This is a genomic window from Planomicrobium sp. CPCC 101079 (genome assembly GCF_007859275.1).
GTDB lineage: Bacteria > Bacillota > Bacilli > Bacillales_A > Planococcaceae > Planococcus.
Genome location: NZ_VOHC01000005.1, coordinates 21,284 through 47,911, shown reverse-complemented (window position 1 = coordinate 47,911; position 26,628 = coordinate 21,284). Strand labels below are relative to the sequence as shown.

At 46.8% G+C, this 26,628-nt stretch carries 23 protein-coding genes; 5 read left to right on the top strand and 18 right to left on the bottom strand.

All coding sequences use genetic code 11. The annotated features are described in order from the left end of the window. Positions 1-6: 6 nt before the first annotated feature. From nagZ to FQV28_RS02415, 6 genes are all read right to left on the bottom strand, one after another. Positions 7-1,590: a beta-N-acetylhexosaminidase gene (nagZ, locus tag FQV28_RS02440; RefSeq protein ID WP_146494013.1), complete on the bottom strand. Its 1,584-nt coding sequence runs from the start codon at positions 1,588-1,590 to the stop codon at positions 7-9. Between the two features lie 12 nt (positions 1,591-1,602). Beyond that, positions 1,603-2,658 carry a serine hydrolase domain-containing protein gene (locus FQV28_RS02435; RefSeq protein ID WP_146494012.1) on the bottom strand — a complete coding sequence of 352 codons (1,056 nt, stop codon included), beginning with the start codon at positions 2,656-2,658 and terminating at the stop codon, positions 1,603-1,605. Between the two features lie 15 nt (positions 2,659-2,673). Further along, positions 2,674-3,666, bottom strand: coding sequence for an N-acetylglucosamine kinase (locus tag FQV28_RS02430; RefSeq protein ID WP_146494011.1), 993 nt, complete (start codon positions 3,664-3,666; stop codon positions 2,674-2,676). 146 nt (positions 3,667-3,812) lie between these two features. Beyond that, a complete protein-coding gene (locus tag FQV28_RS02425) occupies positions 3,813-5,021 on the bottom strand; it encodes an RtcB family protein (protein ID WP_146494010.1) in 1,209 nt (402 codons plus the stop codon). A 303-nt stretch (positions 5,022-5,324) separates the two neighbouring features. Further along, a complete protein-coding gene (locus FQV28_RS02420) occupies positions 5,325-6,794 on the bottom strand; it encodes an aldehyde dehydrogenase family protein (protein ID WP_146494054.1) in 1,470 nt (489 codons plus the stop codon). Positions 6,795-6,826: 32 nt separating this feature from the next. Beyond that, the gene (locus FQV28_RS02415) at positions 6,827-7,567 is read right to left on the bottom strand and encodes an SDR family oxidoreductase (RefSeq protein ID WP_146494009.1); all 741 of its coding nucleotides are present in this window, start codon (positions 7,565-7,567) and stop codon (positions 6,827-6,829) included. A gap of 278 nt (positions 7,568-7,845) precedes the next feature. Here FQV28_RS02415 and FQV28_RS02410 point away from each other — a divergent pair, with 278 nt between their 5' ends. Both FQV28_RS02410 and FQV28_RS02405 read left to right on the top strand, forming a co-directional pair. Continuing rightward, positions 7,846-8,868, top strand: coding sequence for an NADP-dependent oxidoreductase (locus tag FQV28_RS02410; RefSeq protein ID WP_146494053.1), 1,023 nt, complete (start codon positions 7,846-7,848; stop codon positions 8,866-8,868). A 147-nt stretch (positions 8,869-9,015) separates the two neighbouring features. Continuing rightward, positions 9,016-9,483, top strand: coding sequence for a hypothetical protein (locus FQV28_RS02405; protein WP_146494008.1), 468 nt, complete (start codon positions 9,016-9,018; stop codon positions 9,481-9,483). A 125-nt stretch (positions 9,484-9,608) separates the two neighbouring features. On the opposite strand, the gene FQV28_RS02400 is transcribed toward FQV28_RS02405, so the two are convergent. From FQV28_RS02400 to xylA, 4 genes are all read right to left on the bottom strand, one after another. After that, positions 9,609-10,607 carry an LLM class flavin-dependent oxidoreductase gene (locus tag FQV28_RS02400; RefSeq protein ID WP_146494007.1) on the bottom strand — a complete coding sequence of 333 codons (999 nt, stop codon included), beginning with the start codon at positions 10,605-10,607 and terminating at the stop codon, positions 9,609-9,611. Between the two features lie 464 nt (positions 10,608-11,071). Next, positions 11,072-12,055, bottom strand: coding sequence for an aldo/keto reductase (locus tag FQV28_RS02395; protein ID WP_146494006.1), 984 nt, complete (start codon positions 12,053-12,055; stop codon positions 11,072-11,074). Positions 12,056-12,155: 100 nt separating this feature from the next. Beyond that, complete coding sequence (xylB, locus tag FQV28_RS02390; RefSeq protein WP_146494005.1) at positions 12,156-13,655, bottom strand: xylulokinase; 1,500 nt, start codon at positions 13,653-13,655, stop codon at positions 12,156-12,158. A gap of 29 nt (positions 13,656-13,684) precedes the next feature. Next, entirely contained in the window at positions 13,685-15,019 is a 1,335-nt protein-coding gene (gene xylA / locus FQV28_RS02385; RefSeq protein WP_146494004.1) for a xylose isomerase, read from the bottom strand. 261 nt (positions 15,020-15,280) lie between these two features. Between xylA and FQV28_RS02380 the strand changes: the two genes are divergently transcribed. After that, complete coding sequence (locus FQV28_RS02380; protein WP_146494003.1) at positions 15,281-15,904, top strand: YesL family protein; 624 nt, start codon at positions 15,281-15,283, stop codon at positions 15,902-15,904. Positions 15,905-15,975: 71 nt separating this feature from the next. On the opposite strand, the gene FQV28_RS02375 is transcribed toward FQV28_RS02380, so the two are convergent. The 3 genes from FQV28_RS02375 to FQV28_RS02365 all read right to left on the bottom strand — a co-directional run bounded on the left by FQV28_RS02375 (position 15,976) and on the right by FQV28_RS02365 (position 19,081). After that, entirely contained in the window at positions 15,976-16,797 is an 822-nt protein-coding gene (locus FQV28_RS02375; RefSeq protein WP_146494002.1) for a carbohydrate ABC transporter permease, read from the bottom strand. Between the two features lie 15 nt (positions 16,798-16,812). Next, positions 16,813-17,691 (bottom strand): carbohydrate ABC transporter permease, encoded by an 879-nt coding sequence (locus FQV28_RS02370; protein WP_146494001.1) that lies wholly within the window; start codon positions 17,689-17,691, stop codon positions 16,813-16,815. Between the two features lie 91 nt (positions 17,692-17,782). Further along, positions 17,783-19,081 carry an extracellular solute-binding protein gene (locus tag FQV28_RS02365; RefSeq protein WP_146494000.1) on the bottom strand — a complete coding sequence of 433 codons (1,299 nt, stop codon included), beginning with the start codon at positions 19,079-19,081 and terminating at the stop codon, positions 17,783-17,785. Between the two features lie 279 nt (positions 19,082-19,360). Here FQV28_RS02365 and FQV28_RS02360 point away from each other — a divergent pair, with 279 nt between their 5' ends. Both FQV28_RS02360 and FQV28_RS02355 read left to right on the top strand, forming a co-directional pair. Next, positions 19,361-20,557, top strand: a complete 1,197-nt coding sequence (locus FQV28_RS02360; protein WP_146494052.1) for an ROK family protein — start codon at positions 19,361-19,363, stop codon at positions 20,555-20,557. Between the two features lie 261 nt (positions 20,558-20,818). Further along, positions 20,819-22,429 (top strand): glycoside hydrolase family 43 protein, encoded by a 1,611-nt coding sequence (locus FQV28_RS02355; protein WP_146493999.1) that lies wholly within the window; start codon positions 20,819-20,821, stop codon positions 22,427-22,429. Between the two features lie 42 nt (positions 22,430-22,471). On the opposite strand, the gene FQV28_RS02350 is transcribed toward FQV28_RS02355, so the two are convergent. The 5 genes from FQV28_RS02350 to FQV28_RS02330 form a co-directional block, all read right to left on the bottom strand. Further along, entirely contained in the window at positions 22,472-23,152 is a 681-nt protein-coding gene (locus tag FQV28_RS02350; protein WP_186763763.1) for a hypothetical protein, read from the bottom strand. A 93-nt stretch (positions 23,153-23,245) separates the two neighbouring features. Then, positions 23,246-24,061 carry a DUF6920 family protein gene (locus FQV28_RS02345; RefSeq protein ID WP_146493998.1) on the bottom strand — a complete coding sequence of 272 codons (816 nt, stop codon included), beginning with the start codon at positions 24,059-24,061 and terminating at the stop codon, positions 23,246-23,248. Between the two features lie 142 nt (positions 24,062-24,203). Further along, positions 24,204-24,875 carry an HAD family hydrolase gene (locus tag FQV28_RS02340; RefSeq protein WP_146493997.1) on the bottom strand — a complete coding sequence of 224 codons (672 nt, stop codon included), beginning with the start codon at positions 24,873-24,875 and terminating at the stop codon, positions 24,204-24,206. 106 nt (positions 24,876-24,981) lie between these two features. Then, on the bottom strand, positions 24,982-25,725 hold the full coding sequence (locus FQV28_RS02335; RefSeq protein ID WP_146493996.1) for a GntR family transcriptional regulator: 744 nt from the start codon (positions 25,723-25,725) through the stop codon (positions 24,982-24,984). 75 nt (positions 25,726-25,800) lie between these two features. Beyond that, on the bottom strand, positions 25,801-26,616 hold the full coding sequence (locus tag FQV28_RS02330) for a PfkB family carbohydrate kinase (RefSeq protein ID WP_146493995.1): 816 nt from the start codon (positions 26,614-26,616) through the stop codon (positions 25,801-25,803). Between the last annotated feature and the right edge of the window lie 12 nt (positions 26,617-26,628).

Sequence of the window (26,628 nt, the reverse complement as noted above, 5' to 3'; positions counted from 1 at the left end):
AAAGCGTCAAATGCGCTTGCTGTGAATTTCCAAAGTTACGGGCAGCTTCCCTTTGGCTTCCGTTTTCCCTACCAGCACTTCAGCCGCAATTTCTAAAGCGGCTAACGTATATTCATACGTACAGAGGATTCGGTTTGCCCCTGGAAACATGGCTGCGTCGTAAGGCGTGCGAACAGCAACGACATCCACCGGCTTGCCGCTGCCAATCAAGAGATTGACCAGTCTGCTCTGCGCTGCGAAGCGGACAGCGTCCATTGTCACCACCACCACATGGTCTGCAGATTTCAATGAATCGGAAAAAGCAGCAACCTCCACATCATCGTCCAATTCAACTTCAATAGACTCTGCAAGTGGATGAAGCTTCCTTAATGCCTCCGCCAGCAGCGCTGTTCTTGACGTTTTGCTTTCGGCTAAAGAACCGGCTCCATCCATTGGGGAAATTAAAAGAACCCGGTCTTCCGCTCCAATCGGTTTTCCTTTGTTCCCGATCACCGTAACGCCGGCCTGGTAAATCGGTTTCATTTGCTTTTGATGCGCTTCAGATCCAACCAAAGCAGGAAGTTCCTGTACCGCCTCAATTTCTCCCCAATTTGTATAGTTTGAAATCATCTGTTCAATCCGCGCAATCGACTGGTCAATTTGCTGTTCAGCAATTACGCCCTTTCCAACTGCTTCCGCCAGTTGAAGAACTGCTTGTTCCTGCAAATCGTGCTGATGGGACACCATAACCAAATCCACTCCCGCCTGGACTGCTTTCACACAGCCTTTCACCGTTCCAATGCCTTTTGCGATGGCATCCATTTCCATGCAATCGGTTGTGATGACGCCATCAAATCCAAGCTCTTCCCGAAGCAGGCCGGTGATCACCGAATGCGATAAAGTGGCCGGCGTGTTTTCTTCTTTTTCCAATGCCGGAAAATAGACATGGGCGCCCATTACGGCATCCGCCCCTCTGGCGATGCACTCTTTGAAAGGCACAAGTTCCACTTCACGGAGCCTTTCCATCCCGTGGCTGATAATCGGCAAATCCAGATGGGAATCCACTGTGGTGTCCCCGTGCCCTGGAAAATGCTTAAGTGTGGAAGCGACGCCTGCTCTCCTCATGCCAGCCATAAAACCTTTTGCCATTTCCGTTACATGATCGGCTTTTTCGCCAAATGAACGGACACCGATGACTGGATTTTTCGGGTTGTTGTTGATATCCGCTACCGGAGCGAGATTCCAATTGACGCCGAGTGCTTTCAGTTCTGTGCCAGTCATTGCTCCAGCTTTTTGGGCAAGATCCGGTTCGTGGGTTGCACCAAGCAGCATCGCTCCCGGAATGCTTGTTGTCCCCTCTCCGATTCTGCGGACCATGCCATTTTCCTGGTCCAGGCAAACAAGCAAAGGCACTGCGTACCCGGCATCTTTCGCTTCTTTTTGCAGGCTCCGTGTGAGTTTCAACACTTCGGCCGGCGTTCCGATATTGCGGCGGAACAAAATGACGCCGCCGATGTGATAGGAATGGATCAAGTGCTTGATGCCGTTCGATACCGTCTTGCCATGAAATCCAGCAATCAATAAGCGGCCAACTTTCTGTTGCAGAGCCATCTTCTTCCTCCTTTACTCTTCTGGCAAATTGGCCATGATAATATTATGTAAGCGCGGGCGCAGCCGGATAATCGCGTCTTGCCGTCCAAAATAAACCCGGTTGGTCAATAAAATCACGGAGATTTCAGCTGCAGGATCGATATAGAAGCTCGTGCCGGTAAAACCGGTATGCCCGTATGCAAGAGGCGACATCAAATCTCCCATCGGGCTTGGCCCTTCATCTTTCAACTGCCAGCCAAGCCCCCGGAATTCATCTGAAAACGGGGTGAAATTCTCACATGATTTCTTTAGCCAAAGCGGATGCAAAATCCGTTTTTCTCCGTGCAGACCGTCGTTTTCAAGCATATCCGTAAAGACCGCCGCATCTTCAAGGGTGGAGAATAATCCGGCATGCCCGCTAATGCCGCCCATTGATTCTGTGTTTTCATCATGGACAATTCCGTATTTGTGTTCCTGTAAATGCTTGCTCCATTCAGTTGGGGCGATGCAGTGGCGCTCGTAATTCGGACGGTACTTTGTATCGTGCATGCCCATCGGTCCAAAGAGACGCTGCTGTGCACATTCTTCAATGGATTGTCCCGTGACTTTCTCGATAATTCCCATGAGCAAGATAAAGCCCAAGTCGCTGTACTCGACTCTTGTTCCCGGTTCATAAGCCAATTGCTCGTCGCAAATGGCACTGTAGATTTCCTGAACTGTGAGCTTTTGTTCAAAATAATGCCGGTGTGAAGGCAGTCCGGAAGAATGCGATAGCAAGTGTTGAATCCGGATCGTCTCTTTGCCATGCACTGCGAATTCCGGAAAAAAAGTGGAGACCCGGTCGTGGAGATAAACGGCACCTGACTCAAGAAGCTGCAAAACAAGCGGCAGCGTCACCATCACTTTCGTTAAAGAAGCCATGTCGAATATATGCCGAGTTGTCAATTCGACCCGGTCGCTTCCAGAACTATTGGTGCCGAGCGCTTCGTTGACAATGCTCTTTCCTTTATAGTTGATCCGGATGGCAGCGCCAGGTGTGACTTGTCGATCGATTTCATGCTGCAAAAATGAAATTACCTTGTCTCTCATCTTCCCTCCACCTTCTCACCTGACATGATTTTCCTCTTCTCTTCTTGTATGAGCCTTTACTCTCTCCATAAACGTTTTGCTGATTCCGATTCCTTGGGACTTTAATCCAGCAATTAACGCACCCCCGGCCGGCACCACTTGCGTTGGCTGAAACACTGCGTTCGGCAAAGATTCGCGCGCCAGCTTTTCAAACAGCGGGATGAACAGATCAGAATCAGTAAAAACACCGCCTGACAATACAATTGGCGTCGAGTTTGCTTTTTCGAACAATCTTTGATGGCATGCCTCAATGCACAACAGCATTTTTGTGCAGGCATCTTCGAGAATAAATTGCGCTACCTGATCCCCCGACTTCGCCTCTTCTATGACAAATGGGGCAAGCGGCGATATGACAGAACGGGGATGTTCACCTCCGTATACTTTGGCAATCAAATCCGGCACCTGCTCTGCCCCGAAATAGGCCAGCACCCGTTCAGTCAAAGAAGTAGCAGATCCGCGGCCGTCGTATTGGCGGAACACTGCGCGAAGCGCGCTTTTCCCTAAATCAAAACCGCTTCCTTCATCATCAAACAAATACCCCCAGCCACCAGAACGCACCGTTTGCCCGCTTTCATTAATTCCGTAAGCGATTGCTCCCGTTCCAGCAATTTGAACGATGCCCGCTTCGCCCGCTGTCCCCGCATACAGGGCGTTCACCGCATCGTTTTTTACGATTACATTTGTTTCAAGTGGCAAGTGCCTCTTTAGCAATGCCGCAATTTCGGCGGCCCGCCCGCTTTCCCCAACGCCAGCCATGCCGGCGAAACAAACCGTCAGCTGACTGAAAATGGACGGGTCTTGCTGTTTCAATTGCAGCAGCAAATTCTCCATCACTTGATGGAATTCGGCCTGTGACAGGGTGTTGGGGTTGCTGCGTCCGGTCACTGCCTGCATGTACACTTCCCCCTGATCATCCGCGACCATGCCGGTGGTCTTCGTGCCTCCTCCATCAATCCCTAATACATACATTCCGTCCCCCGCCTTTTCCGTTTGTTAAACTCATTATAAATTGTTGAAATATTTTTTCAACTCTGTGTTTATTATCCAATTCATTTTTCAAGTTGGCCAGACAACAAGAAAAGCCAAAAGCAACCCTGCTTTTGGCTTTCCTTTCTTTAATCCTTATACGGGTCCAATTCGTTTGCCCCTGCCATACAGACCCCAATCGGCTTCAGCACATGCAGTACATCAATTGTATCTTTATGGGCATCGAGAACCGTTTGGAGTTTCCGGTAAACGAACGGGCTTTCATCAGTTCCTGCTCCCCGCAGTTCAACGCCGAACGCTTTAACGGCCCGGTACATCTGTTTTTCCGTTATTTGGCCGCCGGAACGCTGGCGGGTTTTCCAGTTCATCTTCCCGGCTGCCTGGGTACGGCTCATAATGCGCCCGGCTCCGTGCACCGTGCTGCTGAAAGCATTCGCAGTTGTTTCCGTGTCTTTTCCTTGGACAATGACGGAAATGTCTCCCATGCTGCCGCCGATAAAACCGAGCTGGCCTGCTGCAGAAGGCGTTGCCCCTTTACGGACTACAACCGTATCCTGGCCAAAGTGGTTTTCTTTCCATGCGAAGTTATGGTGGTTGTGGACTGAGAAAACTGGCACTGCGCCAAGAATCGACAGCACTTGGTCCGCCACATAATCCCGGCCTGCGTAAGCATAGCGGCCCGCGAGTGTCATCGCGCGGTAATACATATCGCCGACTTCACTGTCCAGATCAAGCAAGGTCGGCGCTTGTTCCATACTTTCCCCTGGTGCTTTGTCGGAAAACTGGCGGCCGTTCGCCAAGTTGAGGAAACCGCTGGCCGTTTTGTGGCCGAAGCCGCGGCTGCCAAAATGGTTCGCCACCCAGACATCTTGCGTTTCTTCATCAATAAGAAGGTCGACGTAATGATTGCCGGAGCCCACTGTGCCCAGCTGTTCAATCGCCAGCTTTTTCAATTTATTGTGTTCTTGCTGGCCAATTTGCTGATAGACGTTCCAATCCGGATCGTCAAACAGTTCATGGTCGACTCGTTCTTTATTCTTGCGGCCGATGCCAAACGAAATGGTGCCGTTAATAGCATCCATAATACGCGGCAACTCTTTTTTTACATCATTGTATTTTAAATTGGTTTTCACAGCTTTGTTGCCGCAAGCGATATCATAGCCGACACCCGACGGCGAGATTTGGCGGTCATAAACCACGACACCGCCGACGGGTTGGCTGTAGCCGTAATGGCCGTCGGCACAAAGCACGCCGCCAAGCACTTGCCCGGTATTCAAGCAGTTCTGGAACTGCCGCAATGTTTGTTCTTCATGTTCTCCAAAAATGGTCGTTTTCATCCTGTTCCCCCTGACAATTCTTATGTGGCGTCTTTTGCTATTCTGATGATCACCCTTGGAATAAGAAGGATCATCTCTAGCAGCACGCCACTTGTTTCAATAATTACATCCGGTATCCACGATCTGTCTTTCTTCTTTTTCCTGATTTTCATATTCATCCCCCGTTTCTTTCCAAGTAACAATTCTTACGGTATATTTCGCCGGAAGTTTCAATTCACGAAAAAAATTCTACTTCTGCTGCTGCCTGAACAAAAAAGTTCAGCCCCTTTTAGAACAAGGGACTGAACTTGTGATTTACTATAGTTATTTTAAGCCTTCGATAAATGGTCCATAATCGCGCGGCGTGTGCTGGATGGAAATCCATTTCATTGTTGTAAATTCCTCTAATACCCAGTCCCCGTTGAAGCGGCCGAGCCCGGATTCTTTCTCTCCGCCAAACGGCACGTGTGCTTCATCATTGACCGATTGGTCGTTGACGTGGATCATTCCGGTGTAAATTTTATGCGCCAACTGCGTGCCGCGCTCGATATTGGACGAGTGGATGGCACCGCTCAGGCCGTATGGAAAGGCGTTGACCATATCCGCCGCTTCCTGGTCACTCTCAAACGGAATCAATACGGCGACAGGGCCGAAAATTTCATTTTCGGCAATCGGCATATTGTTCGTGCCGCTCCCCAAAACTGTCGGCTGCAGGACATTGCCGTCCCGCTCTCCGCCAAGCAAAATTTCTGCGCCTTGTTCGACGCTTGCCTGGATGTCGTCCATGATGCGGTCAACTTGACCGCTGTTGATAAGCGGCCCGACATGCGTATCCTGCTCGGCCGGATTGCCATATTTCAATTTCTTCGCCCGTTCGACAAACAACTGGGCAAACTCATCATAGCGGTCTTTGTGGACAAGGATCCGGTTGGTTGCCATACAAATTTGCCCTTGGTGATAAAATTTTCCGAAGAGTGCCGAATCGACCGCATAGTCGAGATCCGCATCGTCCAATACCAGAAAGGCGTTATTGCCGCCAAGTTCAAGCGCGGTTTTTTTAAGGCTGCCGCCCGCCAGCTCCCCGATGTGCTTGCCAACCGGCGTTGAACCGGTAAATGAAATCAGGCGTGGAATCGGATGCTTGACGATATCATCCCCGATTTCCGACCCGCGGCCGACAATGACATTCAGCAAGCCTTTCGGCAAACCGGCCGCCTCAAAAATACTGGCAAAAATCAACCCGCCGGTAACCGGTGTATCGGTCGCCGGCTTGATGACCACACCATTGCCCGTCGCCAGTGCTGGGGCTACTGAGCGCATCGCCAAATGGAACGGGAAGTTCCACGGGCTGATAACGCCGATGACGCCAATCGGATTGCGGTAAATGCGGTTTTCTTTTCCGGCTGTTTGCGACGGCAAAATTTTGCCTTCCATCTTGAACGGAAACGTCACCACTTCTTTTATAACGTTCAGGGCCGCACCAAACTCAGTGGCCGCTTTCATGTACGTACTGCCCGCTTCTTTGATGAGCCATTCAATGATCAGCTCTTTGTTTTCACCCATCACATCCACAACTTTTTCCAAAATCGCGCGTTTGTTCTGAGGAAGTTCTGCCGCCCATTCTGCCTGCACTTTCGCTGCAGATTGATAAGCGCGGTCCAAATCCTCTTTGTCCGCAGCTTGGATGGTTACAAGTTCCTCACCTGTAAACGGATTCGTGTTTTTCATCATGTTGTCGCTCGAGCCGTTTTGCCATTGTCCATCAAAGTAAAGCTTTGTAAAATCAGTGTGTATCATCCTAAAATCTCTCCTTTTTTAACTCAACATTAATTCGGTTGTTGTCTTGGACGGATCAGGATTTCGTTGACATCCACATGTGCCGGCTGTTCGACTGCATAAACAATTGCCCGTGCGATATCCGCTGCCTGCAGCGGTTCCATGGCGCTTCTGCTTCTGAAATTGGAAAGTACGTCTTCGTCGGTTATCGTATTCTTTAGTTCGGTTTCCACTGCACCAGGCGAAACGATTGTCGCGCGGATATTCAGCTCCGGATCGATTTCCTTGCGAAGCCCTTCAGTGATGGCCCGGACCGCAAACTTCGTTCCGCTGTAAACCGCACTCCCCGGTGATACAACATGCCCGGCAACAGATGCGACGTTAATGATGTGCCCCTCTTTTTGCTGTTCCATGTGCGGCAAAACCGCCGCAATTCCATACAGCACGCCTTTAATATTCACATCGACCATGCGGTCCCATTCGTCAATTTTTAATTTGTTCAAATAAGACAGCGGCATGAGCCCTGCATTGTTGACGAGGACATTGATCTGCCCGAAATGCTCGAGGGCAGCTTCCGCCAACGCTTTCATCTCAGCCGCAGACGTCACATCGGTCACTTTGTATTCCGCCCGGCCACCCGCCTTCTCGATTTCTTCTTTCAGCTCAATCAAACGGTCTTCCCGCCGGGCAGCCAACATGACGCCATAGCCTTCCTTCGCCAACTCCCTCGCTGTTGCTTGTCCAATTCCACTGCTTGCACCTGTAATAATTGCCGATTTCACTTTCTCCATCTCTAGCCATCTCCATTTCTGTAAGTTAACCCAAAGATTTCGTGCGTCTCCTTCTGTACCCGTCTTTGAACTATTCTAAAACTAGGATAAATTGACCTGAAAGCTTATATAGCAAACTATCCATATTCGTTGACCGTTTCTCATACCGGGTGGTACGCTTTGCTCAAATGCTTAAATTAAAACTTTTACATTGGGTATAAAGCAAAACGGCGCGAGTCTGTGGAAAGCGCGTCAGTTTTGTGGAATATCAAGAACCTATCTGAGGAGGAACTGCATTGATTCCAACAAAACAAAAAGAAATCCATTTGGCGAACCGCCCGAAAGGCATGCCAACAAACGACGATTTTGAATTTGTCGAACAAGACATTCCCACATTGGAAGAAAATCAGGTTTTGCTGCGGACGCTGTATTTATCGGTCGATCCCTATATGCGCGGCCGCATGCAGGACGCCAAGTCTTATATCGCGCCGTTTCAGCTGCACAAAGCGATTGTTGGCGGCGCCATCGCGGAAGTGGTCGATTCGCGTTCTGACAAATTCAAACAAGGCGATATTGTAAATGGAAGTTTAAAATGGGCCGAATACAGCCGGATTAGCGATCAGAAAATCCGCAAAATCGATCCAGCTGCAGCCCCTGTTACAACACACCTTGGAATACTCGGCATGACCGGGCTAACGGCTTATTTCGGTTTGCTCGATATCGGCAAGCCGCAGTCTGGCGAAACGGTTGTCGTGTCCGGAGCAGCCGGAGCCGTCGGTTCGGTGGTTGGACAGATTGCGAAAATCAAAGGTGCCCGTGTTGTTGGCATAGCTGGCAGCGATGAAAAAATCGCTTTCTTGAAAGAAGAACTCGGATTTGACGAAGCGGTCAATTACAAAAAAGACACATTCTCCAAAGATTTGGCGAATGCGGTCCCAGAAGGCGTTGATGTGTATTTCGATAACGTCGGCGGTCCCGTGACCGATGAAGTGTTCAAGCTATTGAATACGAATGCCCGTATTCCGTTATGCGGGGCGATTTCCTCTTACAATAAAGAAGAAGATCTCGGGCCGCGGCTCCAGTCGTACATGATCAAGACAAGCGCGCTGATGAAAGGTTTTACCGTCGGCAATTACGCGGCCGATTTTGAAACCGGGTCAAAACAATTGGGTGTTTGGCTCCAAGAAGGCAAGCTGAAATACGAAGAAACGATTGTTGAGGGTTTTGAGAATACGCCGGGTGCATTTCTTGATCTTTTCAAAGGGACAAATGTCGGCAAGTTGCTCGTAAAAGTTGCCGATCCAGAATACGCGAAATTATAAACGAAAAACCAGCAAAGAAAAACTTTGCTGGTTTTTTTATGCTTTTTCGCTTAAAAGCAGAGAAATTTCTGCATATGAATTATAATGGGAAATAATCAACTTCCAATTCTGTACAGACAAAAGCCATACCAGCTTGGAGGAGAACTTATGACCGAAGAACAATTGCTGGATGTAAAAGACGGCCGTACTTATTTTGTCTACCTCACGAACCGGCAAAACCCATTTTCCATGTTTGAACGGAATGTAGCGGATATTTTAGAACGGATGCATGAAGAAATTTCGACGGGTTCGACAAACTTGTGGGTACTGAAGCGCATCGGCATTATTCATTGCCCCGACACCTTGTCGTATTTCCCGGACAATGAATTGATCGTCGAAGGAAAAACCATTTACGACAAACCGCAAGAACAGCCTTATTTAACATTCTTGTTTTCAAAAAACGTACCGGCTTCTCCAACCTTGTATTCACCGTATGAGGCAATCACCCGCCATGCGTCCTTTGAAAACGCGGCCGAATTTTCAGCTGAGAAAATACGGTCCATGAATTCACGCCACCCAGAGGACGATTTTTCAATTTTATGCGCAAAACTGCTTTACGACATCGATTGGCATTAATAAAAAGGTGAGTGCCCGCTTGTTTTCCAACAAGTGGCGGTTCACCTTTTTATTGTGTCTATAAAGAGGCTGCGGGCACTTGCCCATGTTTTCTTCGTGAAGGTTTTTCATCCTTACATGACAAGCTACAAACCGAACGCTTTTGCCAAAAACTCAATTTCCCTCATCCGGTTTTCGGCTCCCGCGATGCTTGGGATGATGGTGACTTCATCTGCCTCATAAAGCGCAGCAATTCGCTCGATTTCTGTTTTAACATAACTGGCATCCCCGACAATCATCCGCTTGCGGTTGCGCGCCACTTTTTCCTGCTCTGACGCACTAAAGCCGCGCTTGTTCACTGTTTCGATGGATGGATAATACGGAGGCGGTGTACTGGATTCCACAAACAACAGCCACAAGTCGAATGCCTTTGCGATTTCTTCCGCTTGTTCCGCCGTTTCCGCGACAATCGCAAAAACCGCAACCATCACTTTCGGCTCTGCCAATAGTTTCGACGGCTGAAAATGCTTCCGGTATGCATTCACGGCTTCTATGCCCGCTTGAGACGGTTTAGCAAAATGTGCGTACGCAAACGCCGTGCCGTTGGCTGCAGCAATTTCTGCGCTTTCTCCACCGGTCCCAAGCATCCAAAGCTCCGGCGCCGTTTCAGTGATCGGTGTGGCAATCAATTCCTGGAAGCGATGATCGGCCGTTTTGTCATCGGTGAAGTATTTTTGCAGATCCTGCACTTGCTGCTCGTAGGAAATTTTTATTCCCTTTGATTCATTCAGCGCCTGGTTCACAATCCGGAAACTCCGGGAACGGCCGAGTCCAAGATCAATCCGGTTCGGATGGAGCGCTTCAAGCACCCGAAAATTCTCCGCCACTTTGTACGGACTGTAATGTGGCAGCATGACGCCTCCTGAGCCGATGCGGATGGTTTTGGTCGAAGTCGCCAAATGCATCATCAGCATTTCCGGCGAGCTGCCCGCCACCGAAAACACTTGATGGTGCTCCGCTACCCAAAAGCGATAATAGCCAAGAGCCTCTGCCCGTTGCGCAAGCTGCGTTGTTTGCAGCAGCGCGTCTCTCGCTGTCGCCCCCTCGTCTATCGGGGAATAATCCAAAATGTTCAACGCCAGCATAAACTTCCTCCTTGATGTTTCAACTCTTTAATAGATACAGTCATTTCTCAACATAAGTGTATCACTCCCATTGAAAATAAAAAGCAGGACCGCTCGGCTGACGGGAAATGAGTTTCCATAATTTTCTTCATGAGCTTTTTGCATTCTTACATGAACTATCCCTTTTCTTACATAAACTTTTAAAGTCTATACATGCACTTCTACCGTTTTTTCGTGACGAATATCAGTTTGTATATGAATTCATTCAGCTATGGCCTCCAAGAACAATATGTGAGCTGGCGTTGCTCTTGAGGAGAATAAGGATGGGGAAAACTTTTTTCACGCAGCATCAGCGTCCTTACATCCATTATCGAACTCGATACATGAACTATCCAAATGCCTTCATGATGAACCATCTTTCAAAAAGAAAAACCGCCAAGGAATAGCTTCCATGGCGGTTCAAAAAATTAATTTCTCTGCAAACATCAATAAGGTCCGCGAATCTCCGGACGCACTTCTTCCGCATAGAACTGTTCCAAACGTGACAATTCTTCTTCTGTGAAAGGCGCTGCATTCAATGCCTGAAGATTGTCTTCCACTTGTTTTACATTCTTGAATCCCGGGATGACAGTGGAGATGGCTTCGTGTTCCAAAATCCATTTCAGTGCGGCGCGAGTCCGGTTCCCGCGGTTGTTTTCAATCCATTCCAACTTGTCGCTCAGTTCGACGCCTTTTTTGAATTCCAATCCAGCAAACGTTTCACCGACATTAAACGCAGCGCCGTCGCGGTTGAAATTCCGGTGGTCGTCTTCTTCAAACTGCGAATCCGCTTTAAACTTCCCAGTCAGCAACCCGCTTGCCAATGGGACGCGTGCGAGAAGGCCAACCCCTTTTTCCTGGGCTTTCGGGAACAATTCTTCCAGCGGCTTTTGGCGGAATATATTGAAAATCACTTGCAGGCTGCTGACATTCGGGTTTTCCATGCACAATAAGCCTTCTTCCACCGTTTCGACGCTGACGCCGTAATAGCGGATTTTCCCTTGTTCTTTCAAGCGGTCCAACACCTCAAACACTTGGCCGTCTTTTAAAATTTCTATTGGCGGGCAATGGATTTGGAACAAGTCAATTTGTTCACGCCCTAACCGTTTCAAGCTGCCTTCTGCGTATTTCGTAACGCTTTCCATCGAATACGTCGCAGGATCGTAAATATCTCCAGCCCGGCAAAACTTCGTTGCAATGTGGATTTCGGAGTGTCTTCCTTTTGTCGCTTTCGCAAGCAATTCTTCTGCGTGGCCATCCCCGTAAACGTCCGCCGTATCAAAAAAGTTGACACCGTTGTCCATCGCATAATCCAGAGCCCGCAGCGATTCCTGGTCGTCCGTAGAACCCCACGAACCTCCAATCGCCCAAGTGCCGAAGCTCAATTCACTTACATTCAAATCCGTCTTGCCAATTTGGCGATAATTCATTTTCCGCACCTCACCATTCTTAATTTAAATGAATTCCTTCATGTCTATAACTACTTTACAAATAAGAGCCTCAACAAGTTGAGGCTCTTATTCTATATCCTTATTTACGGAATTCTAAAAGTTTTTCGTTCAACTCTTTTGTTTGCCCGTAAACGTCCTGGTAAATCGCGAACATCTTTTGATAAGCTGCAACAGCTTCTGCATTCGGTTCAAATCGTTTGTCTTCCTGCAAAAACGCATCTGCACACGATTGCAATGAATCAAACCAACCGCTGCCGAAAGCAGCAAGCATCGCCGCACCCATGCCTGGTCCTTGTTCGCTTGTCAGCCGGACGATTTTCGCGTTGAAAATATCCGCCTGCATTTGGAGCCAATCTTCGTTTTGTGCTCCTCCGCCGATCGAGACGATGGTATCAATTTTCTTGCCATTCTGGCGGAAGATTTCAATCGATTCATTCAAAGAGAAGGTGATGCCTTCAAGGACTGCCCGCGCAAAGTCTTTCCGCCGGTGCGAGCTGTCCATGCCGATAAAGCTGGCGCGGATTGCCGCATCTGCATGAGGCGTCCGTTCGCCCACTAAATAAGGCGTGAACAACAAGCCGTTCGAACCGGCCGGAACCGTCCCAATTTCAGCTAACAAATCGCCGAACGATTCATCCGGTGCGAATGTCTCCTTGAACCAGGTCAAGCTGTATCCTGCTGCAAGCGTGACGCCCATCGTATAAAACACATCCGGTGCGCCGTGGTTGAAGTAATGGACCTTGCCGCCAAAGTCTTTGTCTTCACTCGCTTCGTATGACAATACGACACCGGATGTCCCGATGCTGCAAAGCGTTTTCCCGTCTTCCAATATCCCTGCACCGATTGCACCGCATGCGTTGTCGGCTCCGCCAGCGAACACGCGCGTCGATTCCGCAAGGCCGGATGCTGCCGCAAATTCAGCTGTCACCGTTCCCACTTCATCATGCGAATAAACAAGCGGCGGGCAAAGCGACGGATCCAATTCCAGCAAGTTACACAGTTCAGTGCTCCACTCTTTGTTGCTGATATCAAGCAGCAGTGTTCCCGCTGCATCGGAATATTCCATCTGCAGCTGGCCAGTCAATTTATAGCGCAAGTAATCTTTCGGCAGCACAAAGGTTTTGGCCTTGCTGAAAATTTCCGGTTCAAATTGTTTGACCCATAAAATTTTTGGCAACGTAAATCCTTCAAGCGCTGGATTCTTGGTAATTTGCAGCAACCGCTCTTCGCCGACCAAGTCGTAAATCTGCTGGCATTGCAAGGTGGTCCGTGTGTCATTCCAGAGAATCGCCGGACGCAGCACTTCGTTATGCTCATCCAGCAAAACAAGTCCGTGCATCTGCCCCGAAAAACTGATGCCTTCAATATCCCCGATATCCCCACCAAAATCCTTCAGGAGATCAGCCAGCCCGGAAGTTGTTTGCTCTACCCAATCTTTTGGATTTTGTTCGCTGTATCCGGTTTTTTCCTGGATCAGTGGATAAGGCTTCGATACGCTTTGGACCACTTCGCCTTGTTTGTTGACGAGTAAGATTTTTACCGCGCTTGTGCCTAAGTCCACTCCGATTACATACTTCATAGAAACACTCCTGCCATTAGAAACTTCAATTAACGTACGTTTGCAGTTGCGAAAGCTTGCAATAAATACTGGTTGATCGTAGATTTGATCAACTCAAGGCGCCCGGATGTTTGTTTGATATCCGTTAAGCCAAGAGCATACTGTTCAAGCTTATGGAAGTCGGTGTTCCCAGAAACGATATCAAGTCCGATGCCTTCAGTGTAGGTTTTGTAGCGCTCGTCCACTACGTTTTCCAATACTTTGTCATCGATCAAGCTTTGGGCAACGCGCAAACCTACTGCAAACGAATCCATCCCAGCAATGTGTGCGTGGAACAAATCTTCCTGTTCGAATGATCCACGGCGCACTTTTGCGTCAAAGTTCAAACCGCCGCGGCCAAGTCCGCCGTTTTGAAGGATCTCATACATCGCAAGCGTCGTTGTCCAAAGGTCTGTCGGGAATTCATCTGTGTCCCAGCCAAGCAACGGATCGCCTTGGTTGGCGTCAACCGATCCAAGCATCCCGTTAATGCGTGCATAGTGAAGCTCGTGCTCGAACGTGTGCCCAGCAAGCGTTGCGTGGTTCGCTTCGATGTTGAATTTGAATTGGTCTGCAAGACCGTAATTTTGTAAAAATGCGTGAGCTGTAGCGACGTCGTAATCGTATTGGTGCGTTGTCGGCTCTTTTGGTTTTGGCTCGATTAAGAACTGGGCGTCAAAGCCGATTTCTTTCGCGTACTCAACCGCCATGTGATAGAAGCGGCCCAAGTTGTCCAATTCCAATTTCATGTTTGTGTTCAGAAGCGTTTCGTATCCTTCGCGCCCGCCCCAGAATACATAGTTTTCAGCGCCAAGCTCTTTGCCGATTTCCAAACCTTTTTTCACTTTTGCCGCTGAGTAAGCGAACACGTCAGCGTTGCTTGAAGTTGCTGCGCCATGGACGAAGCGAGGATGTGTAAAGTTGTTCGCTGTGTTCCAAAGCAATTTCGCTTTGCTGTCTTTCATGTAATCTTTGATCATGCCGACAACTGTATCCAAGTTTTGGTTTGATTCTCTTAAATTGCTGCCTTCTGGCGCGATATCCGCATCGTGGAAACAGAAGAATGGCACATCCAGTTTGTTATAGAATTCAAACGAAGCCTCAACACGCGCTTTTGCCAAATCCAATTCGCTGTACTTGTCCCAAGAGCGCTGCATTGTGCCTGCACCAAATGGATCTGAGCCGTCCATCGTGAATGTGTGCCAGTAAGAAACTGCATAGCGCAAAATTTCTTCCATTGTTTTGCCGCCCACTTTTTCTTCCGGGTTATAGAATTTAAATGCGTAAGGGTTTTTCGAAGTTGCCCCTTCAAACTTAATTTTGTCAATGTTCTGGAAATAAACCATAGTTTTTGCCTCCTAAAATCGTTTAAGTTACTCGGTGAATATGTAAAAACACAAGAATATAAATGAAAAGGCTTACAATTAAACTATAACAACATATCGTTAGTTTGTCTATTAGTTGAACAAAGTTTCGTACTTTATTTATGTTAAGAAATTTGCCGGCTGAAATAGTGAACTTTTTTGCCTGCTTAGTGTATGATTTTATGGAATCCTTTTCATTTTGATGAGAAGCCGCTAAAAACTATTGCAAGGATGGATATTCTAATGAACGCTACGAGCAGTTTTATTTATACGATTTTGGAATGGATCACCCGCTTCGCCTATTTAAACTTATTGTGGATCGTCTTTACTCTCGCCGGCGGCATCCTATTGGGCTTTTTCCCTTCCACCACCGCCATGTTTGCCGTCAGCCGTGAATGGCTAAGAGGCAATACCGACAAACCGGTTTTTAAAACATTCTGGAGCCATTACCGCACGGACTTCTGGAAAAGCAACCGGCTCGGCTTGGTTGTCGCTGCCGTCATTGCCCTGATTGCGCTCGACATTTTCTATATTCAAGGCAGCGCCGAACTTTTATCTTGGACATATGTCCCTCTATTCGCCTTTATGCTGCTGTTTGTGTTGTTTCTGTTTTACCTTTTTCCGAGCTTTGTCCATTACGATATTAAAGTACGGAGCGTCATCAAAAACTCCTTTTTGCTCATGTTGATCAATCCCATCAACAACGCATTGATCCTCCTGACCTTGGTGCCACTCTATTTTCTTATGAGCCTAGTCCCTGCCTTAGCCGTCATCTTCGGCGGCAGCTTGTATGCATTCATCACCATGTGGTTCGCTTTGCATGCATTCACCAAAGCCAGCGGCCAGACAGAGAGCGTGTCAGAATAGGAGACTTTGTAAAAAGGCTTCACACAATAGGGGCACATCCCCTACTACGTGAAGCCTTTTTTATGTTTCCATTATCCTTTGACCGCGCTTGAAGAAATTCCTTCGACCACTTTATTGCTGAAGAAGATAAAGGCGATGATGATGGGCAAGACGCTGATGATAAGCGTTGCACCGATTGCTCCCCAATCCGTCATATACTGGCCAATGAAGTTTTGGATGCCGACCGTCAATGTCTTGTATTTCTCAGAACTGATAAACGTGTTTACAAACACGAATTCATTCCAGTTGTAAATCATGTTGATGACGATTGTTGTCGCCATAATTGGTGTTGTCATCGGCAATATAATCCGGAAGAACATCCGGTTGACCGAACAGCCGTCAATGACCGCTGCTTCTTCGATCTCATGCGGCAAGGTGTAGTAGAAGCCCAAAAGGATCATCAGTGTAATCGGCAAATTATAAGCCGTGTACGTTAGAACAATTGCAAGCGGATTGTCGATCAAATCGACGCTCAAGAACATGCTGTAAAGTGGAATCAACGCCGAGTGGATCGGAATCATCAAACCGACCATGAACAAGCCGAGCACCAGTCCGCTCAACTTCCAACGCATACGCGTAATGGCAAAAGCGGCCATGCTTGCGAACAATACCGTTAAAACAATTGCTGCCACGGTGATCCATACACTGTTAAAGAAATACGTGGCGATTCCGCCATCCCAAACTTTCTGGTAGTTTTCCCATCTGAACTCGCTTGGCAGCGAAAACGGCGATCCTGCGAAAATTTCCGCGTTGCTTTTCAGAGAAAACATGAACAGCCAAACCAATGGGAGGATTTGAAATAATGCCACTGCAATCAGACATGCGTATAAAAAGAAATAACCAATGCGATTCATCAAACAAACCTCCTCTTAATATTCGATTCTTTCTTTAGTAGCAGTAACTTTACGGATGATGAAGGTCACGATCAATGTGATGACCAGCAATAAGAAGCCGATTGCGCTTCCGTAGCCGAAGTTATAGCTTGAGAACGCCAACTTGTACATATACGATGCCATAACTTCACTGGCGCCGTTTGGTCCGCCGGCAGTCATGACATAAATCAAATCGAAGTATTTCAGAGATCCGACAATCGCAAGGACAATCGTTACGCTAACCACTTCCTTGATCAATGGCAATTTGATGCGAAGGGCAATCTGGGCTGGAGTGGCTCCATCAATTCTTGCCGCTTCAATCAATGATTCCGGAATGTTTTTCAACGCTGCGTAATAGATCAAAATATAAAAACCTGCGTATTGCCATAAAATCGGAATAAAAATCGCGTACAGCACGATAGATGGATTTGCCAACCATGTCGGCGGGTTATCTATGCCGATCATATTAAGAAAAGCGTTCAGCATCCCGTTTGACGGGTTGTACATTTTCACCCAAAGCTGAGCGATTGCCACAGAAGATAAAAGCATCGGAATGAGGTAAATTTTTCTTAAAAAATCAGATCCTTTGATTTTTGAAGCTAAGATAAACGAAACAAGCAGGTAAATCGCTAAACTGAAGGTAGAGAATATCGCCAGTAAAAACGAATGCAAGGCACTGTTCCAAAACAGCTTGTCTTGGATTCCGGCAATATAATTTTCTAACCCAATAAACGTTTTAGCACCGATGCCGTCCCAGTCCATCAATCCGTAATATCCCGAAAGGATTAGCGGAATGAAGATCAGTATAGTGATCATCAATAGGGCTGGCGCGATATAAAATGCGATAAACAGCTTATTCGACATGACTTTGTTCATTACATTCCACCCCATATCCTTAGAAAGTAGAAGAGGAGAGTCCAAATTAAGGACGTCCCCTCTTTTTTAATCTGGCTACAAACGTGCTATTTTACTGCTTCGAAAGAGCATCTTCGTGCGCTTTTGCAAACTCTTCCGGCGTCATTTCTTTTCCAAATAGCGCTTGGATCGAATCTAGGTGAGTTTGCGCTACGCCAGGGCTCATTTGAACATCAGCAAACAAAGTGATGTTGCTTGCGGTGTTCAGTTCATTGAGGATATCTGTATACATTTGTGGAAGGTCCAACGATTCCGCATCCACTTTTGTTGCAGGGATTACGCCAGCTTCAGTAACAGCTTTTTCGCCCCACTCTTTAACAAAGTAAGCTGCAAAATCTTTCGCTTCTTCTTTTACATCTGAATCTTCAGCTACAAACAATCCAACGCCAGGGCCGCCGACAAAGCTGCTCATGTCGCCCTGTCCTTTTACAGTCGGGAAGTTCATATATTTAACAGAGTCTCTGAATTCTTGCGGTACATCTTCGTTTGTTGTGTAGTTCGGAAGATCCCAAGTTGCGATCAAGTACATTGGCGATTGCCCGCTCATGAACATGCTCTTCGCTTCTTCATCCGCCAGGCCGTTGAAACCATCAACGAAAACGCCGTTGTCTACAAGGTTTTGAACTTCTTTAGCTGCTTCAACTAGCGCAGGGTCTTCAAAGCTTCCAGAACGGTCGATTGCTTTGTTCAATGTATCAGCACCACCGATTCGGTCAGCCAAGTACATATACCACATGGACCCAGTCCAAGAATCTCTGTTTCCTAGAGCAACAGGCTGAATGCCTTTTTCTCTGAATGCTTTTGATGCTTCGATCAACTCTTCGTAAGTTGCCGGTACTTCGATGTTGTTGTCTTTGAACATTTTTTCATTGTAGTAAAGCGATACAATGTTCAATTCCAATGGAAGGCCGTATGTCTTGTCGTCGATTGCGTACGCTTCTGCAGTTCCAGGAACGAAAGCATCTTTCAGATCCGATTCGATTACATCATCAAGCGGCGCGAACATGTTGCCGCCCACATAAGGCTCAAGGAATCCTGCAGACCAAGTCAAGCCGACATCCGGCAATTCTTTTGATGTGGATAGAACACGCAGTTTGTCTTTATATTGTTCATTGCTTAAAACTTCCAAATCTACTTTAACGCCTTCGTTCTCTTTTTCGTAATCCGCGATAATGTCATTTACCACGTCATAATGTTTTTTCGAACTGCCCTCTGGCCATAAATGCATAAACTGGATTTCTTTTTCTCCACTTGCACTTGATTTCTCGCCTGAATCAGACGAACATCCAACCAACATGAAAGATGAAACAACCGCAGATAACAAGACTGTAAGCGTTTTCTTCTTAATCATCATCTTTTCCCCCAATGCGTTCTATTGTTACAACAATATTCTGATTGTTGTATGCGTTTTCATTGTAGCAAAAAGAATTTTGTTAGTCTAGTGGATAAACAAAGTTTTTTTCTGTTAGAATTTACACACAGAGTTTATTGTAGAATGGAAAAGCCAAAGGACAAAGCGTCTTTCCTCCCATAGCAAGCAACAATGGCTATAGTAAATTCAGATGATATTATTAACTCTTCATTTTATTTGTTAGAATGAAGAAAAAAGAGAGGGCTGGTCTCGATGAACATGAAAGAAAATAGGACGTGGAACCACCACGTTGTGAAAGAAGGCAACAAATCACTCGTTTTGGAGAAGATCAAAAACAATTCTCCTATTTCACGGGCAGCAGTTGCAAGCCAAACAGGATTGAACAAAGGGACTGTCTCCTCTTTAGTAAATGACCTGCTGGATGATCACTTGATCTATGAATCCGGCCCCGGTGTTTCAAGTGGCGGCAGACGGCCGGTAATGCTTTTGTTCAATGGCTCTGCAGGCTATTCGATCGGCATCGATCTTGGCGTCAATTATTTGCTCGGGCTTCTGACCGACTTGAACGGCAATATTGTTGAAAAGAAAGAAATCTTTTTCAAAAAACTCTCCTATGAAGAAATTGAAAAAAAGCTTTTTGAAATGATCGACCTGCTTTCCTCAATCGCACCGAAAAGCCCTCATGGCATCATCGGCATTGGAGTCGGGGTTCCAGGAATTGTTGATACAAACGGCGATATTTTGCTCGCCCCGAACTTGAATTGGAAAAATGTCAATTTAAAAACGGTCCTTGAAACTCGGTATAATCTACCGGTTATCATCGAAAATGAAGCAAATGCAGGCGCGTATGGCGAGAAACAGTTCGGCGCCGGCAAGGAAAGCGACAACATCATTTACGTCAGCGCCGGCATCGGCATTGGTGTCGGCCTAATATTAAATGGTTCATTATACAAGGGCTCCAACGGTTTTTCGGGGGAAATCGGCCATATGACCATTCAAGTAGATGGGCCTGTATGCCGCTGCGGAAACCAAGGATGCTGGGAATTGTATGCCTCGGAACAAGCATTGCTTGCTAAAGCTGCAGAGTTGGACCTCCCTCTTCCCTTGAAAGAAGAATTGGACTTGGCAAACTTGATCTCCCTGGCTGAACAAGGCAATCAGCAAGTTATCGGATTGTTTGAGCAAACCGGCGACTATTTAGGAGTCGGCATTAATAACATCATCAATACATTCAACCCGCAGCAAGTCATCATAGGCAACCGCATGGCGGCTTCGAACCGCTGGCTGGAAGAATCCCTGAATAAACGAGTAGCAAAACAGGCGCTGTGGTTTCAGCAGAACAACCTGCAGATCGATTTCTCTGAACACTCGACGCTATCGGCCGCACTCGGGGTCTCCGCTTTCTCAATTGAAAATTTCCTAAGCGTCTGCATGCAGCCGAAAAGCTTCGTGTAGGGGCTTAGCTTCTACTTGCTGATTCAATAGGCATCAGCATCCACACTTTGTTTACTTATTAAACTAAGTGGTGTATCATCAAATATAACGTTGCAAAAGATTCCATTTTGAATTTTTGGCCGGGGCATTTTCCAGGATAGGCCCAAAAGTTCATCTCTCGGTTTTTTGCATCTGGCTCTCATCTTCCTCATTTTTGAAAGCACTTACATACTCGTTTTTAAGTGGATGGAGATGAAAATCTTACATAAAGGGTGACTTCATTTGACAACTATTCAAAATCCGATTTTGCCAGGCTTTAACCCAGATCCAAGTATTTGTCGTGTAGGAGAAGATTATTATATCGCCGTTTCCACTTTTGAATGGTTTCCAGGTGTCGGCATCTATCATTCAAAAGATCTGAAAAACTGGCGTTTGGCTTCCCGCCCGCTCAACCGCATCAGCCAACTGAACATGATGGGCAATCCGAACTCCGGCGGCGTCTGGGCTCCTGCCCTTTCCTACAGCGACGGCCAGTTCTGGATGATTTTCACTGACGTCAAAGTGACTGAAGGCCAATGGAAAGACTGCCACAACTACTTGGTGACATGCGATACGATTGACGGCGAATGGTCGGAGCCGATCTATTTAAATAGCTCAGGCTTTGACCCGTCCCTTTTCCACGACGAATCGGGCAAAAAATATTTGGTCAACATGCATTGGGACCATCGGGTGGGCCACCATAACTTTTATGGCATCGCGCTGCAAGAATACAGCGTAGAAGAAAGGAAACTTGTCGGCAAAGCGGAAATCATTTTCAAAGGCACAGATGTGATGTTGACAGAAGCTCCTCACCTTTACAAAATCGGGGATTATTATTACTTGCTGACGGCTGAAGGCGGTACAAAATATGATCACCAGGCAACCATTGCACGCTCAAAAGACTTGCGCGGACCATACGAAGTGCATCCGGAGAACCCGCTGATTACATCGTTTTTCTCACCGAGAAACCCGCTGCAAAAATCAGGGCATGCCTCCATCGTCCAGACGCATACCGACGAATGGTTCCTGGTCCACTTGACAGGGCGCCCATTATCACGCGCCGGGCAGGCATTGCTCGACCCGCGCGGCTTCTGTCCGCTGGGCCGTGAAACGGCTATCCAGCGCTTGGAATGGAAAAACGGCTGGCCATTTGTTGTCGGCGGCAACCAGCCTTCACTTGAAATTGAAGGACCTGCAATTGAAGAAGCCGAGTGGGAGCCTGACTTCCCGGAAAAAGACGATTTTGATTCGGAAACGTTAAATCTACATTTCCAAACCTTGCGCATTCCGTTAGGCGAAAACATCGTCTCGCTGAAAGAAAATCCAGGGAACTTGCGCATCCGCGGCAAAGAATCACTGACGTCGAAATTCACGCAGGCATTTGTCGCAAGACGCTGGCAGCATTTCCACTTTACGGCGGAAACAAAAGTCGCGTTCAACCCGGATACATTCCAGCAAGCGGCAGGCCTTGTGAATTACTACAACACCGAGAACTGGACGGCCCTGCAAATTACATGGAATGAGGATAAAGGCCGTGTCCTGGATATCATGACATGCGATAACTTTGCATTCGACCAGCCGCTTCAAGGAGATGAAATCGCTATTCCAGAAAGCGTAGAATATGTGTATTTGAAAGTGGACGTCAACGCGGATATTTACCAATACTCATATTCATTTGACGGTGAAAATTGGAACTTGATCCCAATCAAATTCTATTCGCATAAACTCTCTGATGACTATATCCAAGGCGGCGGCTTCTTTACCGGTGCATTTGTCGGCATGCAATGCCAAGACACCTCCGGCCAGAACCTGCCTGCTGATTTCGATTACTTTGTCTACAAAGCGAACGCGTAATGGATTAGAAAAAGCCAACTCCTTTTGCAGGAGTTGGCTTTTTTAACTAATTGAATTTGGATCTATTTCGCTTTGGTTATTCCGCGAATTAGAACTGGCTTTATAAGATCCAAACTCGATCCTATTTGTCGTCTCCTTAAAAAGCTCTTTCAGGGTGTCCAGCGGCTTGGCGCCTCTGTTATATTTATAGCGCTCGAAGTCGATTTCGCCGACATGCATGCCGACATTGTATTCGCCAATAGCTGTATCAAGCAGCACAAAAGCCAACGAAATATAGTCTTCTGCATTTTCCGGCGTAAGCCCTTTGATATACAAGCACAGATGAACTAGCTTTGTTTCCTCACCTACTTCATAGGAGTAGAAAATATCGTCCATAGTCAACCTTATTCCGTTGCACTCTGCTGAAAATTCATCTTCTCTCGCTTGCCGGAATGGAATGATTTCAAAATCCGGCAACTCCGGAGCTGCTTTCACTAGACTTTCAACATCTCCGAACGCTTCCACGATTCCGTCTGCGCTGACCGTAAATTCACGTTTTCCGTCAATTAAATCCATACTGAACTCCCATGCCAAGTCTTGATTGACTTTACGGATTTTTTTGTCCAACTGATAAAGCAGCTTTTCGGTTTTGTCTTCTGGCAGTTCATAATACAATTGCCCATTGGCTTCAAACCATTGCCAAAATGCGACTGCCTTGTCTTCTTTTTTAGGCATCCACTTCATTCCGTATCCCCCCTTGAGCATGCATGGCTACTTTCTATAGGGCTCTATTAATCTGACTATTCTATCATTTATTCCCCTTGAACTCAATCCCCTTCAATAAAACTCCATAGCATGCACTTTGAATTTATACCAGGTGAACGGCCCTTCCTCAAGCAGCCAGGTGATTTCGATTTCCTCCGGCACAGTAACACCGTCCACTTTCATATGCCTTTTTATCTCGGCAACGCACGGAAAACGCTGTGCTTCGGCTCCATTGTCTTTGAAGCGGGACGCGACAACCTTTACCAATTCCCCTTGTTCATCTACATGAAAAACCGCCGACCCTTTCACTCCGTTATAGGACATTGCCGCTTCCGCAGTTGTATCATCCAGGGCTTTCCATGTGACATAGGGAAGAAGCGCCGCTGTCGGGTACCAGGCCATCTCCATCAAAAAGCGCTGGAGAGCCGATTCATTTGTTTTCGCATCGTCCTCAACTTGCGTAATCGGAACGAGCGCTGCCAGTTTAATGAGCATTTGCGCTTTGCCTTCTTTAAAGCTGTCCCTTCCAATCACTCTTATGAAAGGGCTCATTTTCATCGTCACCGTCCATATGAAAGACGGCGGATCGATCGTAATCACTTGTTCCGCTTCCGCTTTCATCCACTTTTGCTGTTCCGGCTTCAATCTCATCAGTCCGGCCTGTTTCAAACGGACACTTTTGATCGCTGGACTTACGGCCGCACCGCTTTTTTTCAGCCATCGCTGCACAGGCATTGGAAGCGTCCCGATTTCAGCAGCAGGTTCGCTCATACTTGAATTCATTAACAGCCTGCCCATTCCTTTCTTGTTTTGAGCAGTAAAATTCCAGACGGATCTTCGGTAAAGAACAGCCAACACAGCAGTAAAAATCGCGAATATGCCCCTCATCCTTACTCCTCCTTTAGTCGACTTCTTTGTTAAAAACAATAATTTCCGGCACAAAAAAACTCCCGGAGTGTATAGAGACTCTATACGACACCGGGAGCGGCTTTTCCTTTGATTTCAAGTAACTATGTAAGTGAAAGTCCCGTCATTTTGAGACTTTCAAATTGTTCACGTAGTCCAGCACTTCTTCTAACGTCATGTCAGCCATGGATTCTATTCGGTGCTCGACATCGCAAAAATCCATGGTATGCGTAACTTCATTCGGCACGATAACACAATTCATCCCGGCACGCTTGGCTGCCATCGCTCCATTCGCCGAATCTTCGAATACCAGACATTCTTCGGGAGTTAAACCGAGGCATTCGGCAGCCAGGAGATACAAAGCCGGATCAGGTTTCACATGCTCCACATCGTCCGACGTTTTCACGCACTCGAAGTATTCATAAAGCCCGAGTTTTTTTAAATTGGTAGACACCCATTTGAAATTTGAACTTGAGGCCAAGCCGATTTTCAAGCCTTGTTCTTTTGCGGCTTTCAAATAGTCTTCCACTCCCGCACGGGCTTTTTCCTCTGCCATTTTCGCATGATACTTGGTGCTGAACTGCTCCCGCAAAACATCCTGCTCCAGTTTCCGATCCAGCAGCTCTTCCAAATAATCAAGAGCCGAAAACCCCGAATGCGTCCCGATTTCTTGCTGCCAGCGGGCAATCGGAAGCTCTGTGCCATGTTCCGCAAACATCTCCTGATAAACTGTATACTGATTGGTTTCCGTATCGAAGATCAATCCGTCAAAATCAAAAATGATTCCTTTAATCATTCCTTCACCCTCCTTTTTACTAATCAAATGATAAAAAGCACCCGAATTCAGGTGCATTAAACGAAAGACGGCAAATTCGCCTTCTTTTATATTCAACCCAAAACGGCTATTCGGTGTAATCCGATTCGATGTAAAACTTCACCCGGTCTCCTGCCAAATAATATTTGGAATAATGAACAGGTTTGCCATTTTGCCCGTAAATGATTTTCTTCACCAGGATAACCGATGAGGTCTTGCTGACACCCAAGTACCGGCAAATTTCAGTTGAAGGATGAATGTATTCTATTTCTTTTTCCACTTTTGTAAATTTGATCTTATACTTTTCACGGATCAACTGAAACGTCGAGGCGTTATTTGTCAGCAAAGGCTCGATGTCCGGATAAACGCTCAGCGGCAAATAAGCATAGTCCACGCTGAACGGGCCTTCGGTGTCTTTTACCACACGCACCAATTCCAAAAACTCGGTTTCTTCATATGAAAAAGCTTTCGAGATGTCATGCTCGTCCACAATGACGCGCTTGTACAAAACTTCTTTTTCGATGTTATTTTCTTCTGTCGACAGACCTTCCGTAAATCCTTTCAGGTTCAGCAAATGCAAATCCTTTTTAGAAGCTTTGACAAATGTTCCTTTGCCTCTGATCACTTCGATGAACCCTTCTTCGCCCAATTCTTTGATGGCACGCCGAATGGTGATTCGGCTGACATTGAAAATCTCGCACAACTCGGCTTCGTTCGGCAACTTATGTCCAGCTTTCAAATTGTTGTTTTTAATCAGCTCTTTAATACCGGCTTTTATCTGCTCATACAGCAATACAGGACTCTCTGCATTCATACTATTTTGGTTCTTCATAGCTTCTCTCCTATAGATGCATTTTATAAGTGCTGTTCTTTTAACTTTACAGGAGGAGAGTCTTTTTAACAATTTTTAGAAACTTTTCGGATACCCGAAACCTCCGTACATCCCGCAAGTAATTTCAGCAGATTTGGTCGCTTTTTCAATGGCAGCTTCCGGGCTTTCCCCATTTATATAATTCACTAAAAAACCGCCGATTAAACTATCCCCCGCTCCCATTGTATCCACCACTTGAATCGGGTTCAGCTTCTGTTCGAGCCGTTCTCCATTGCAGACGAACACAGCCGGCAGGCTTCCTCTGGTCATAGCGAACACTTCAAAATTGAGCGCGTTTACCTGTTCGATAAATTGATCAATTTCATCTTCGTCCAAATCAGCAGCGGAAAAGAATGCATAATTGATATAAGGCGCAACCGATTTCACATAGTCGATTTCCAGCCGATTTGAAAAATCGAAAGACACATTAATGACCTTGGAGAGCTTCGGCAATTCACTTTCCATCGACGAATAACAGCTCACATGGCAAAGATCAAAGCTGGAAATGTAATCCAATTCATCCGGAACCAGTTGCAGCTTTAACTTATGCTGCACCGTATTTTTAGGGCCTCCAACAAATACGCGATCCCCCTCTTCAGTCAAAGAAACTTGGGGCTGGCCACTAAGGCCTTCTGCGACGCGGGAAAATTGAAAATCCACCGCTTCTTCCTTCAATGCGTACTTAATATGTTCGGCTTTTTCATCAGTGCCGAAAATCCCGATATAAGCGGCATTTTCCGCACCGTTCTTTTTGGCGTTTACCGCAACATTGACGCAGTTCCCGCCCGGGTAATACGTTTGCTGATCCAAATAGCAATCCACCACATTGTCTCCAACGGCTATCAACTTCATTCCATTTCCTCC